This window comes from Actinoplanes sp. TFC3 (genome assembly GCF_001553785.1).
In the GTDB taxonomy this organism is placed as follows: Bacteria; Actinomycetota; Actinomycetes; order Mycobacteriales; family Micromonosporaceae; genus Actinoplanes.
This window is the reverse complement of record NZ_LOJP01000001.1, coordinates 2,415,790-2,428,618: the sequence shown is the minus strand read 5'-3', so window position 1 is coordinate 2,428,618 and position 12,829 is coordinate 2,415,790. Positions and strand designations below refer to the sequence as shown.

Annotated in this window: 10 protein-coding genes; 8 read left to right on the top strand and 2 right to left on the bottom strand. The window is 71.1% G+C overall.

Translation table 11 applies throughout. The features are described 5' to 3' along the window. Positions 1 to 129: 129 nt before the first annotated feature. Genes TFC3_RS11150 through TFC3_RS11135 form a run of 4 tightly spaced genes read left to right on the top strand, consistent with a single transcriptional unit; the run spans position 130 to position 4,213 of the window. Positions 130 to 1,068: a phosphotransferase enzyme family protein gene (locus TFC3_RS11150; protein ID WP_067498955.1), complete on the top strand. Its 939-nt coding sequence runs from the start codon at positions 130 to 132 to the stop codon at positions 1,066 to 1,068. Next, on the top strand, positions 1,068 to 2,309 hold the full coding sequence (locus TFC3_RS11145) for an MFS transporter (protein ID WP_067498954.1): 1,242 nt from the start codon (positions 1,068 to 1,070) through the stop codon (positions 2,307 to 2,309). The genes TFC3_RS11150 and TFC3_RS11145 overlap by 1 nt, the downstream gene beginning before the upstream one ends. Next, positions 2,306 to 3,040 (top strand): thioesterase II family protein, encoded by a 735-nt coding sequence (locus tag TFC3_RS11140; protein ID WP_067498952.1) that lies wholly within the window; start codon positions 2,306 to 2,308, stop codon positions 3,038 to 3,040. Before TFC3_RS11145 ends, TFC3_RS11140 begins: the two co-directional genes overlap by 4 nt. A 3-nt stretch (positions 3,041 to 3,043) precedes the next feature. Continuing rightward, positions 3,044 to 4,213, top strand: coding sequence for a cytochrome P450 (locus TFC3_RS11135; RefSeq protein WP_067498949.1), 1,170 nt, complete (start codon positions 3,044 to 3,046; stop codon positions 4,211 to 4,213). A gap of 43 nt (positions 4,214 to 4,256) precedes the next feature. On the opposite strand, the gene TFC3_RS11130 is transcribed toward TFC3_RS11135, so the two are convergent. Continuing rightward, positions 4,257 to 5,459 (bottom strand): cytochrome P450, encoded by a 1,203-nt coding sequence (locus tag TFC3_RS11130; RefSeq protein WP_067498948.1) that lies wholly within the window; start codon positions 5,457 to 5,459, stop codon positions 4,257 to 4,259. Positions 5,460 to 5,503: 44 nt separating this feature from the next. Here TFC3_RS11130 and TFC3_RS11125 point away from each other — a divergent pair, with 44 nt between their 5' ends. The 4 genes from TFC3_RS11125 to TFC3_RS11110 all read left to right on the top strand — a co-directional run bounded on the left by TFC3_RS11125 (position 5,504) and on the right by TFC3_RS11110 (position 11,877). Continuing rightward, positions 5,504 to 6,109 (top strand): NAD(P)-binding oxidoreductase, encoded by a 606-nt coding sequence (locus tag TFC3_RS11125; protein WP_067498946.1) that lies wholly within the window; start codon positions 5,504 to 5,506, stop codon positions 6,107 to 6,109. Between the two features lie 31 nt (positions 6,110 to 6,140). Beyond that, the gene (locus TFC3_RS11120; protein ID WP_067498944.1) at positions 6,141 to 6,359 is read left to right on the top strand and encodes a ferredoxin; all 219 of its coding nucleotides are present in this window, start codon (positions 6,141 to 6,143) and stop codon (positions 6,357 to 6,359) included. 120 nt (positions 6,360 to 6,479) lie between these two features. After that, positions 6,480 to 10,955 carry a type I polyketide synthase gene (locus tag TFC3_RS11115; protein WP_067498943.1) on the top strand — a complete coding sequence of 1,492 codons (4,476 nt, stop codon included), beginning with the start codon at positions 6,480 to 6,482 and terminating at the stop codon, positions 10,953 to 10,955. A 22-nt stretch (positions 10,956 to 10,977) separates the two neighbouring features. Then, the gene (locus TFC3_RS11110) at positions 10,978 to 11,877 is read left to right on the top strand and encodes an alpha/beta fold hydrolase (protein WP_161952574.1); all 900 of its coding nucleotides are present in this window, start codon (positions 10,978 to 10,980) and stop codon (positions 11,875 to 11,877) included. Between the two features lie 53 nt (positions 11,878 to 11,930). On the opposite strand, the gene TFC3_RS11105 is transcribed toward TFC3_RS11110, so the two are convergent. After that, positions 11,931 to 12,829 (bottom strand): chitinase (locus tag TFC3_RS11105; RefSeq protein WP_067498940.1); only part of this gene is annotated, 899 nt, incomplete at its 5' end.

Below are 12,829 nucleotides of genomic sequence, written 5' to 3'. Positions count from 1 at the left end.
TAAATATGCGTACGGCCATTACCCCCCTAACTTCATTTCGCCCCGCCGGCGGATCGGTTCGCGGCCCCGCGATTGCCCTACAGTGAGCACTCCTCGCGTACAAAAAGAACTCACGAAAGCGAATTCGTCATGCCTGTTTTCGACCCGCTGCCGGAGGCGCCGACCGCCGGGCAGTTACCCCTGCCGCTGTGGGGGGCGCAGCAGTTCTCGGTGGTCGACTGGCCGCAGGACTCGTTCCAGATCGGCTACAACTCGCACACCTGGCTGCTGGCCGACGGCGACGACCTGGCCGTGCTCAAGGCGGTCCCGGCCGACCAGGCGGTCAAGTTCGCGTCCGGGCTCACCGCGGCGGGCATCGCCGAGCTGGCGGGCATCCCGGCCGGGGCGCCGCGCCCCACGCTGGACGGCGCCACCGTCGCTGTGGACGGCCCGTGGAGCTGGGCGCTGCTGAACTACGTGCGCGGCACCCGCACCGACGCGAGCGACGCCGCGCAGCTCGCCCAGGCCGGCCGGACGCTGGGGCGCATCCACACCGCGCTCAAGGACACCCCGCCGCTGCCCGAGACCATGGTGTGGACCCACATGGAGTGGGCGCTGGCGCCGATGCCGTTCCTCGACGGTCTCGAATGGATCCAGCAGGCGCTGCGCGAGGTCAAGGAGCAGCTACCCGACGACCTGTCGCAGGGGGTCATCCACTGCGACCCGCGGCTCACCGAGTTCCGCTTCGACGGCGACACGATCGGCCTGATCGACTGGGGCGAGGTCATGCACGGCCCGCACATCTCCGACCTGGCGGCCACGGTCAGCTTCATGGACGAGGGCACCGATCCCAAGCCGTTCCTGAGCGGCTGGGCCGAAACCGCGCCCGGATCGGCCGACGAGCTGGTGTACCTGCCGGTACTGCTCAAGGCCCGCGCCGCGCTGGAGGGCTGGGTGTACGCCCGGCGGGCCGCGTTCGGCGTCGACCTCGGCCAGCTCGGCGAGCACAACAACCACACGCTGATCGAGCGCTCCCGGCAGAACATCCTGGCTGCCGAGGCGCTGCCGCGGGACTTCTACCGGATCTGATGCTCAGCTCGCTGACGACCTCGCTGCCCCGGGTCCGCTCGCTGCTGCTGGCCTCGGTGCTGGCCCGGGCGCACCTGACCGCGCTGCCGGTCTCGCTGACCTTCCTGCTGCCCGGGTGGGCCGGCTCGTACACCGCGGTCGGCGTGGTCAGCGCCCTGCTCGGCGTGGGCCAGGCCATCGCCGGGCCGGTACGCGGGCGCATCGCCGACCGGGGTTCGGCGGGCAAGGTGCTGACCGTGACCGGGCTCGGCTACGGCGCCGGACTGGCCGGGCTGGTGCTGGTGACCCTGCTGCCCGGACGGTTGTGGCCGCTCGCGTTGCCGATCAGTTTCGCGGCCGGGTTGCTGTCCCCGCCGACCTCGCAGATCGCGCGGGCCATCTGGGCGCGGGTCGGTGACGAGAAGGCCCGGCGCACCCTGTACGCGATGGACGCCACCGGCAACCAGTTGGTGTCGATCCTGGGTCCGCTGGTAGCCGCGTCCATCGTGGCCGTCACGGGCGGGGCGACGGCCACGGCCACCTGCGCGGTGCTCGCGGTTGCCGGTGCCCTCGGTTTCGCGCTGGTCATCCGCCGCGCCGGGGTGGACCGGGTCGGCCTTCCTGACCGGGTGACGGCGGGACGACAGCGGTCCTTGCTGCGCAGCCCGGCGTTCGTGCGGGCATTGTTCGTACCGTTCTTCCTGATCGTGGCGCAGTTCGCCGTGACGCTGTCGGTGGTCGCCTGGGCCGCCCAGCGCGGCACCCCGGGGCTGGCAGGCGTGCTCGAAGCGGTGTTCGGCGTCGGGTCGCTGGCCGGTGGCGTACTGCTGATCCGCCGGGCCGGGCGCAGCGGACGCGGGCTGACGATCGCCGCGATGGCCGCCGGGCTCGGGCTCACCGCGCTGCTGCTACCACCGGCGCAGACCAGCACCCCGGTGTGGCTGCTCGCCGCGGTGCTGGCGCTGACCGGCACCGCCGCCGCCCCGAGCTTCGCGCTGGGCTTCGCCCGCATCGGTGACGTCGCCCCACCCGCGCGCCGGGCCGAGGCGTTCGGCTGGGTGGCCGCGGCCACGACCGGCGGCGTCGGGCTCGCCCTGCCGGTGATCGGCCAGCTCATGGACCACATCGGGCCCTCGGGGGCGGTGGCCGCCGGCGCGGCCGGGGCGCTGGCCGCGTTCCTGCTCACCCTCTCGCTGGCCGCCTACCCCTCCGATTCCCCCGCGGTCGCCGCCCCGGCCGCCGCGGGAAAGGACGACACATGACCACCTGGCTCATTCCCTGTTCGACGCCGCCGCGCAGCACGTACCGGCTGGTGTGCCTGCTGCACGCCGGCGGGTCGGCCTCGTACTACCCGTGGGTGCGGGAGGCGCTGACCGACGGCGGCGAGCTGTACTGCGTGCAGTACCCCGGCCGGCAGGAGCGCCGCCACGAACCGCCGGTCGAGAAGTTCCCGGAGATGGTCGACGCGGTCGTTGAGGCCCTGGATGCCGGGCCGGACCTCCCGCTGGTGCTGTTCGGGCACAGCCTGGGCTCGCTGCTGGCCTTCGAGGCGGCCCGCGCCCTGCCGGACCGGGTCACCGCGCTGATCGCCTCGGGGCGCCGGGCGCCTTCGGTGCGCCCGCCGCGCGGCTTCGAGTCGGCCACCGATGACGCGTCGATGCTGGCCAAGATGCGTGACCTGGGCGGCATCGCCCCGGCGCTGCTGGCCGACCCGGACGTGGTGCAGATGGTGCTGCCGCCGATGACCGCGGACTTCCGGCTGGCCGGCACGTACGAACCGGAGCCCGGCGCCCGCGTTGGCATGCCCATGACGGTGCTCAACGGCGACGCCGACCCGCTGGTGACCCCGGCCGAGGCGCAGGTCTGGCGCGAGCACGCCGCCGGCCCGGTCGAGGTGCACCAGCTTTCCGGCGGCCATTTCTTCTTCCACACCGACCGGGCCCGCGTTCTTGAGCTGATCCGCTCGGCGCTACCGGCGAACAGGGGGGCTTGAAAAATGCCGAACATCGACCTGGCCGAGACCGGCCCGGATTTCTATGCCGACCCGCATCCGCACTATCGGGCCCTGCGCGAATCGGCGGGCATTCAGCAGCGCACAACCCGGCTGGGCGAGCCGTTCTGGCTGGTGCTCGGCTACGACGACGCCCGCGCCTTTCTCTCCGATTCCCGGCTGAGCAAGTCCCGGGTCAGCGGCGGGCATCAGCAGGTGATCGGCCAGCATCTGCTGGACAGCGACCCACCCGTGCACACCCGGCTGCGCAAGCTGGTGGTCCGGGAATTCACCCGGCGCCGGGTGGAGAACCTGCGCCCGCGCGTGGAGGAGACCACCGCCGGACTGCTCGACGACATGGTGCCGCGCGGCCGCGCCGATCTGGTTGACAGCCTGGGCTTCCCGCTGCCGATGGGGGTGCTGTGCGAGCTGCTCGGCATCCCGGCCGAGGACCGGGTGCTGTTCAAGGAGTGGACGCGCGACATCCTCGCCCCGCGTGACCCGAAGGCCAAGCCGCTGGCCAGCACCGCGCTGATCGCGTACTTGACCGACTTGATCGAGCAGAAGCGCCGAGGACAGCCGTCGGACGACTTGATGCACGCGCTGCTGCGCACCAGCACCGAGGACAACGACCGGCTCTCGCCCGACGAGCTGTGCGCGATGATTTTCATCCTGATCCTGGCCGGGCACGAGACCACCACAAACCTGCTGTCCACCGGTACGTACGCGCTGCTGCGCCATCCCGGCCAGCTCGCCGCGCTGCGGGCCGACCCGGCCCTGATCGACGGCGCAGTCGAGGAAATGCTGCGCTTCGACAGCTCGGTGGAGAGCGGGACCACGCGCTACGCGACCGAGAAGATCGAGTACGGCGACGTGGTCATCGAGCCCGGTGAGATGGTGCTGGTCAGCCTGGCCTCGGCCGACCGGGACCCGGGCACCTTCGAGCGGCCCGACGAGTTCGACATCCGCCGCCCGCCCGGCCCGGGGCACCTCGCGTTCGGCCACGGCATCCACTTCTGCCTGGGCGCCCCGCTCGCCCGGATGCAGGCCCGCATCGCCCTCAACGCTCTGGTGCAGCGCTGCCCGGGGCTGACCCTGGACCGCGAGCCGGAGCCCTCGGACTGGCTGGGCGGCATTCAGGTCCGCGGTCTGCAGCAGCTTTTCGTGCGCTGGTGAAGCCGCCGCCCGCGCCGGCGGTCAACCGGCGCGGGCGTACGGGTCAGAGGTCCCAGGTGACCGGCAGTCGCTTGACGCCGTAGGCCACCGAGTCGTCCTTGAACTCGATGTCCTGCTCGTCGATGGCCGGGCGCAGCGTCGGGAACCGCTCGAACAGCAGCGAGAACGCCACCCGCATCTCGACGCGGGCCAACTGCTGGCCGATGCACTGGTGAATGCCGTAGCCGAACGCCAGGTGGTGCACGTCAGCGCGGCTCAGGTCGAGCACATCGGGGTTGGGGTAGCGCGCGGGGTCGCGGTTTGCCGAGACCAGCGCGCCCTTCACCGTCTCGCCCGGGGTCATCGTGTGCCCGAGGAACTCGAACTCCTCGCTGACCGAGCGGACGAACTCGAAGTGCACGATGGACAGGTAGCGCAGCAGCTCCTCGACCGCGTTGTTCATCAAGCTCGGGTCGGCCTTGAGCTTGGCCAGCTCCTCGGGGTGCTTGAGCAGCGCGTAGGTGCCCAGGCTGAGCATGTTCGAGGTCGACTCGTGCCCGGCGATCAGCAGCAGCACGCTGATGCCGACAATCTCCTCGGTGGTCAGCCGGTCCTCGTCGGGAGCGTGGATCAGCCCGCTCATCAAGTCGTCGGTGGGGTTTTTGGTCTTCTCGGCGACCAGGTTCTCGAGGAACTCGAACAGCTCGACGCGCGCCACCCTGGTCTGTTCCTTGGGCAGGTCGAAGTTGAGCACGATCGACGCCCAGTTCTGGAACGTGTGCCGGTCGGCCGACGGGATGCCCAGCAGGTCGCAGATCACCATGGACGGGATCGCCAGCGCGAACGTGTCGACCAGGTCCACGCCGGGCCCGGCCTGCTGCATCGCGTCGAGCTGCTGGGTCACGAACCCGGCGATCTTGGGTTCCATCTCGCGGACCCGGCGGGCGGTGAACTGCCCGGCCAGCATCCGCCGGTAGCGGGTGTGCTCGGGCGGGTCCATGCTGACCATCGCCCCGGCGGGTAGCCGCGGCTTCTCGTGTTTGTGCCGGGTGCGCGCCGACTTGTTGCGGTCGGAGCTGAACCGGGTGTCGAGCAGCATGGCCCGCACATCGTCGAACGTGGTGAACAGCCAGCCCTCCTGGCCGTCGGCGAACTGCACCCGGCTGATCGGCTCGTTCTCGCGCAGTTCTTTGTATTCGTCCGGCGGGTCGAACGGGCAGCTGCGCTTGGTCGGCAGATTCCGCGCCTGCGATGTCACATCGGACACGTCAATTCCCTCTCGAAGGCTCGTGGGTTCCTATACTTCGCGGCATGCGAATCATGATTCTGGGAGCATCGGCTCCGCTCGGTCACGCATTGACCACCGCTTTCCTGCAGCGCGGTGATGAGGTATTCGGTGTCATTCGCCGGGCCGAACACGCTGCCGCTTTGCAAACGCTGGGCGCACAGGTTGTGCCGGCCGACACGAGCCTGGATCCGCGGGCGCTGGTGGCCTCGCTGGCCGCCAGCTTCGCCGGCGCCGGGGCGCTGGTGCTGGCGGCCGGAACGGGCGACGCGCAAGCCGCCGGGGCGGCCCGGTTGTTCACCGCGGCCGGGCAGCAGGCCGGGGTGAAGCGGCACGTGATGGTGAGCAACTGGCACGGCGCGGCGGGGCGGCCGGACCTTGAAGAACACGCGTATGTGCAGGCCAAGGTGGCTGCCGAGGAGGATCTGCAGAGCCGGGACCTGCAGTGGACGATCGTGCGCACCCCGCGGCTGACCGACGCCGCGGCGACCGGTTTGTTCCGGCTGCAGCCGGCCGTCGCGGACGTCGCCCCGCCCGGTGAGATCGGTCGCGCCGACGTAGCCGCGGCGGTCGTGGCGGTGCTGGCCGACCCCGGCGAAACCGGTCGGGTGCTGACCGTCACCGCCCCCTAGTGCAATTTTGATTCGTCTATACAATCGGCGGATGCGAGTCATCATCGACAGGGAGACGTGCTCGTCATCGGGCACCTGCGCCATGTATTTTCCGGAGATTTTCGACCAGGATGCCGACGACGGGAGGGCCGTGCTGCTCACCGCATTTCCTTCCGAAAGTCAGCGGGCCGATGTCGGGGAGGCGATTCTGCGCTGCCCGACGAATGCCATCAGCCTGGTCGAGGAATCCACTGCACCGGCCCAGCATTGACCCGATGATCACCGATGGCCAGGGGCAGGGCCGGAAATAGGGACCCCGGAATCAAAAGCGGCCCGGTTTAGGGGGTATCAGGGGAGGCGTCCGGGCAGCCCGGTCGGCCACGCTGCACCTGTGACCGACAGTGAAGAGAAGCTCCGGACGTACCTCAAGAAGGTCACCAGCGATCTGCGCACCACCAAGCGCCGGTTGCACGAGGTCACGTCCGAACCGATCGCGGTGATCGGCATCGGCTGCCGTTTTCCCGGCGGCGTCACCAGCCCCGAGCAGCTGTGGCAACTGGTCAGCGACGGCACCGACGCCATCGGGGCGCTGCCCGGCGACCGCGGCTGGGACCTGGCCGGGCTCTACCACCCGGATCCGGCGACGCCGGGGACGACGTACGCCCGCGCCGGCGGTTTCCTGCAGGGAGCCGGGGAGTTCGACGCCGGCCTGTTCGGCATCTCCCCCCGCGAGGCCACGGCGATGGATCCACAGCAGCGGCTGTTGCTGGAGACCACGTGGGAGGCCGCCGAGCACGCCGGTGTGGACCCGCACAGCCTGCGGGGCAGCCGCACCGGCGTGTTCGTCGGCGCTGCCGCGCAGGGTTACGGCAGCACCAGCGATCCCGGCGAGGTCGAGGGCTACCTGGTCACCGGTACGGCCACCAGCGTCGCCTCGGGCCGTATCTCGTACCTGCTGGGGCTGCAGGGCCCGGCGCTCAGTGTGGACACCGCATGTTCGTCGTCGCTGGTCAGCCTGCACCTGGCCGGGCAGGCACTGCGCCGCGGCGAATGTGAGCTGGCGTTCGCGGCCGGCGCGGCGGTGCTGCCGTTGCCGGGCGCGCTTGTCGAGTTCAGCCGCCAGCGGGGCTTGTCAGCCGACGGGCGCTGCCGGGCCTTCGGTGCCGAGGCCGACGGGTTCGGCATGGGCGAAGGCGTCGGCGTGGTACTGCTGGAGCGGCTCAGCGACGCCGTCCGCAACAACCGGCGGATTCTGGCCGTGGTCCGCGGTTCGGCGCTCAACCAGGACGGCGCTTCCAACGGGCTGACCGCACCGAGCGGACCCGCGCAGGAGCGGGTGATCCGGGCCGCGCTCGCCGACGCCGGGCTGACCCCGGCCCAGATCGACGTGGTCGAGGCGCACGGCACCGGCACCCGGCTCGGCGATCCCATCGAGGCGCGGGCGCTGCTGGCCACGTACGGGCAGTCCCGCCCCGGCTCCCGCCCACTGTGGCTGGGCTCGCTGAAGTCCAACATCGGGCACGCCCAGGCCGCGTCGGGCATCGGCGGGGGCATCAAGATGGTGATGGCCATGCGCCACGGTGTGCTGCCCGCCACCTTGCACGCGCAGGAGCCGACGACCGAGGTGGACTGGTCGGCTGGTTCGCTGCGCCTGCTCACCGAGCAGCGCCCATGGACCGCCGAGGGCCCGCGCCGCGCGGCCGTGTCCTCGTTCGGCATGAGCGGCACCAACGCCCACGTCATCCTCGAGGAAGCCCCCGCCTCGGAGTCATCCGAACACGTTGGCGGTGATCGGGTGCTGCCGTGGCTGGTGTCCGGCCGCGGTTATGCCGCCCTGCGCGCCCAGGCGGACCGGTTGAACAGTCAGGACGCTGATCCCGCCGGTGTCGCGGCTGCCCTGCTGCAGGGCCGGGCCCAGCTCAGCGAACGCGCCGTGGTCGTAGCCGGCACCGCGGGGCTGTCCGCGGTAGCCGCCGCAACCGCGCCGGGTAGCAGCGACGACGCGGTGTGGGGCAGCACGGCCGAGGTCGGTCCCGGCCCGGTCGTCATGGTGTTCCCCGGGCAGGGCTCACAGTGGCCGGGTATGGGAGCCGAGCTGCTGGACTCCTCGCAGGTGTTCGCCGCCGAGGTCGCCCGCTGCGCCGAGGCTCTGCAGCCCTGGGTGTCGTGGGACGAGTTCAGTTTGGAGGACGTGCTGCGCGGGCGGGCGGACCCGGCGTTCGCCGAGCGCGTCGACGTGGTGCAGCCGGTGCTGTTCGCGATGATGGTGTCGCTGGCGGCGGTCTGGCGCTCGTGGGGCGTCGAACCGGCGGCGGTGGTGGGGCACTCCCAGGGCGAGATCGCTGCGGCGTACGTGTCCGGGGTGCTGTCGCTGGCAGAGGCGGCAAAGGTGGTGGCGGTCCGCTCCGGGCTGCTGCGCCAGGTGGCGGGCACCGGCGGGATGGTGTCGGTCGTGGCCGGCGAGGACGAGGTGGCCGGGCTGCTCGCCGGGCTGCCGGGGCTGTCGGTGGCCGCGGTCAACGGGCCGACCTCGGTGGTCGTCGCCGGGCCGGTGGCCGAGCTCGACGCGTTCCTCGCGGCCTGCACGAGCAAGGCCCGGCGCATCGACGTCGACTATGCCTCGCATTCCGCCGCCATGGACCCGCTGCGCGCCCAACTGGATGCCGCGCTCAGCGATGTGCGGCCCACCGCCGGCTCGGTGCCGCTGTACTCCACGCTGGAGGGCAAGCGCATCGAGGGCACGGCGATGGACGGCGGCTACTGGTTCCGCAACCTGCGCCACACCGTGCGGCTGGCCGAGGTCATCGGCACCCTCGCCGGTGAAGGGCACCGATACTTCCTGGAGGTGAGCCCGCATCCGGTGCTGACCATGGGGTTGCAGGCCACCGTTGACGCGGCCGGCACCCCGGCGGCGGTGCTCGGCACACTGCGCCGCGAGGAAGGCGACCAGCGCCGGCTGCTGTTGTCCGCCGCTCAGGGCTGGGTGAGCGGGCTGCGCGTGGATTGGCGCGCGATCATCGGTCCGGCGCGGGCGGTGCAGCTTCCGACGTACGCGTTCCAGCGTCAGCGGTTCTGGCTCGAACCCGGCACCCAGCGCGCCGCCGGCGTCATCGACTCCTGGCGTTACCGCGTGAGCTGGCGTCGCTGGAATGCCGCAAACCCTTCCACCGCACCGGAGGGCACGCGGCTGGTGGTCACCGCCGACGGCACCGCCCCGGCAGGGCTCGATGGCACGGCGATCTCCTATGCCGCCCTGCCGCAATACACCGCAGCCAGAGACCTCGCCGCCGTCGTAGCCATCTCCCCCACCCCTGAGGACGTCCTCACCCTTGTTCAGGCCGGTCTCGATGCGCCGCTGTGGCTTGTCACCAGCCTCAAGGATCCCGAGCAGGCGCAGATCTGGGGCCTGGGCCAGGTCATCGGCCTGGAACACCCCGATCGCTGGGGCGGCCTGATCGACCTGAGCCCCGGCGCCAATCCCGCCCTGATCGCGGGTGTGCTGGCCGGGCACGGCCCGGAGGACCAGTTCTCGATCCGGCCCACCGGCGTGCACGTGCGCCGCCTGATCCCCGACGCCGCGCCTGCGACCGGTGCCGGCTTCCGGACCGGTGGGACCGCGCTGATCACCGGCGGCACCGGCGCGCTGGGCGGGCATGTCGCTCGCTGGCTGGCCACCGCGGGTGCCGAGCACATCGTGCTGGTCAGCCGTCGCGGCGCGCAGGCCGAGCAACCCCAGGACCTGGGCGTGCCGGTCACGCTTGTCGCGTGCGATCTGTCCGACCCCACCGCGGTACGAACAATGCTCGCCGCCGTCGAAAACGACCACGGCATCATCCGTTCCGTCGTGCACTGCGCCGGCGTCCCGCAAACCACCGCCGTGGCAGCCATGTCAGCTCAGGAATTCCGGTCCACCACCGCGGCCAAGGTGACCGGCGCGCGGGCGCTGGACGAATACTTCTTTGACCGTACCCTGGATGCTTTCGTGCTTTTCTCGTCGGCTTCTGCCGTTTGGGGCAGCGCGATGAGTGGCGCCTACGCCGCGGGCAACGCCTTCCTGGACGCCCTCGCCGAACGCCGCCGATCCCGTGGCGCCCCGGCAACCTCGGTGGCCTGGGGCCTGTGGGCCGGCGCGGGAATGGCCGGCGCCGACGGTGCGGAGCAACTACGCCGCCGCGGCCTGCGCCCGATGAACCCCGAACTGGCGATCCGGGCCCTGGACGTTGCCGTGCACCGCAACGACGGGTGCGTGGTGGTCGCCGACGTGGACTGGCCCGCCTTCGTTCCCGGTTACACCGCAGCGCGACCGCGCCCCCTGCTTGACGACCTGCCCGCCGTGCGCGCCCTCGCCGAAACCTCAGCGCCGGGCCCGGACGGGACGGCGAGCTCCCCCATCGCCGCGCTGCCCGCACATGAGCGGTACGACGCCCTGCTCGCCATCGTGCTGACCCAGGCCGCCGAACAACTCGGGCACACCTCGGCCGCCGAGATCGCCGCCACCGACACGTTCCGCGAGCTCGGCTTCGACTCGCTGGCCGCGGTCAGCTTCCGTCAGCGCATCCAGGCCGCCGCCGGGGTCCGCGCCCCGGTGTCGCTGATTTTCGACCATCCGACACCCCGGCAGGCCGCCCAGCATCTGCTGACGCTGATCGGCGACACCGCCGGCTCGCTCGACAGCCAGCTGGACACCCTCGAAGCCGGTCTCGACGCCGCCGATCCGCTGCTGCGCGCCCGCGCGATGCTGCGCCTCAACGCGCTGCTCGCCCGGCTGCAGGACAGCGACGCGGCCACCACCTCCGATTCCGATCTGGACGGTGCCACCGACGAGGAAATGTTCGATGCCATCGGCCGCGAGTTCGGCCTGTCCTGACCCCTGCGAGGAGTTCATCGCCTTGACCGACACCTTTTCCGACGCCGAGGAAATCCACCAACTGTCTTTCCGCGGGTACGACTTCGCCTGCCGGGTGGTGCCGTGCGAGAACCCGGTCACCGAGCCGATCGTCGTGCTCTGCGCCGCGTTCCAGAACATGCACAGCTACAGCCGGTACGACGCCTACTGGAAGGACATCGCGACCATCATCGCGGTGGACCCGCCCGGCCAGTATTCGCCCACCCCGGTGCCCCGCGAACACGGCTACGGCTTCGACGCCGACGCGTTGCTGTACCTGCTCGACGAATGGCAGCTGCCCCGGGTCAACTTGCTCGGCGTGAGCCTGGGCTTCTCCCCCGCCCACCGCACGGCCCAGCTGCACCCCGACCGGATTGCCCGGCTCGTGCTGGCCGGCGCCGCCGAATGGGAGCCGGCCAAGCGCCGCCGCTTCGGCGAAATCGAGCGGGCGCTGGCCGCCCGGGAAGGCGAGAAGTTCGGCCAGCTCGCCCTCGAATTGTTCTCCTGCGGCGACCCTGAGCCCACCATCGTGCACCGCCAGGTCATCAACCGGGCCCTGCGCGGCCGGCTCGCCTCGTCCACCGAGCCGGACATGGTCCGCTACGAGGTGATGTCGCAGCGGGCGATCGACCACCCGGCGTACCTGCCCGGGCGCATCTCCGGGGTGCCGACGTTGTGCCTGACCGGTGAGCACGACGACATCTCCAGCCCGCACCTGGCCCGGGAACTGGCCAGCCAGATCGACGACGCCACGTTCACGCTGCTGCGCGACACCTGTCACCTGTCGTTTCTGCAGCGCGGCGCCGAGTGGGCGGAGACGGTACGCCGGTTCTTCACCGATCAGCCCCTGGACGATCTGGACTTCCTGACCGCCCTGGAACACCCGGCGCAGGCTCCCGCCTGATCAGCGCGGGAGGCCGGGAGCGTCACCGGTCCCGGCTTCCTCGCGTCATCTGCTCAGCCCGTGTACGCCGCGAAGATGCGGCTGAACTCGTACGGCTGCTGCGCGATGTTGGTGCACATGTAGAGCGCCCCGGTGCAGGCGTTCTTGTCGCGGCCCAGCTCCCAGAAGCTGAGCATGCCCAGGTGCTTGCCCTGCGCGAAGCTGACCAGTTGACGCGCGTCGGCCTGGTCGTAGATGTGGCCGTCATCGTTCTGCCCGAGCATCGGGGTGACGCCGACCATCTTCCACACCTGCGCGTCGGTGCGGCCCGGGTACAGCGATTTGAGCTGGTTGAACGTGGAGTTCGCGGCGTCGACCGCGAAATTGCCGTAGTCCCCGGCCCGGTAGTAGTCCATCGCCATCACGTTGACCAGGTCCACGTTAACGCCGGCGTCGCGGGCCGAGCGGACCACGTTGAGCCCGTCGGCGGTCAGCCCCTCGGGCAGCACCGGCAGCGTGAACGACACCCGCAGCGACGGGTTGGCCCGCTGCAGCGCCGCGAGGGCCTGCGAGCGGCGGGTCACCGAGGTGGGGTCGGCGGTCGCGCTGCCCTCGATGTCCAGGTCGATGTACTTGAGGTTGTACGCGCTGACCACCGCCTGATATTCGGCCTGCAGCGCGGACACGCTGGAGCACGCCTGCGCCAGCTCGATGCCGGTGGCCCCGCCGAACGAGATTTTCACGTCGCCGCCGGCTGCGCGCACGGCGTCGATCTGATCGCGGGCCCAGCCCTGCCGCGGGTCGTAGGCGTTGAACCACATCGCCTTGCACGCCGAGGCCGTGATGAAGGCGAGCGTCACGTTCTTGAGGTTGCCGCTGCTGACCATAGTGGGCAGGCTGGGCGTCGGCCAGGCACCCATGTCGACGTACGGGGCGTGGGCGAGCCCGGCGCCGGCCGGGGGCGGTGTGGTGG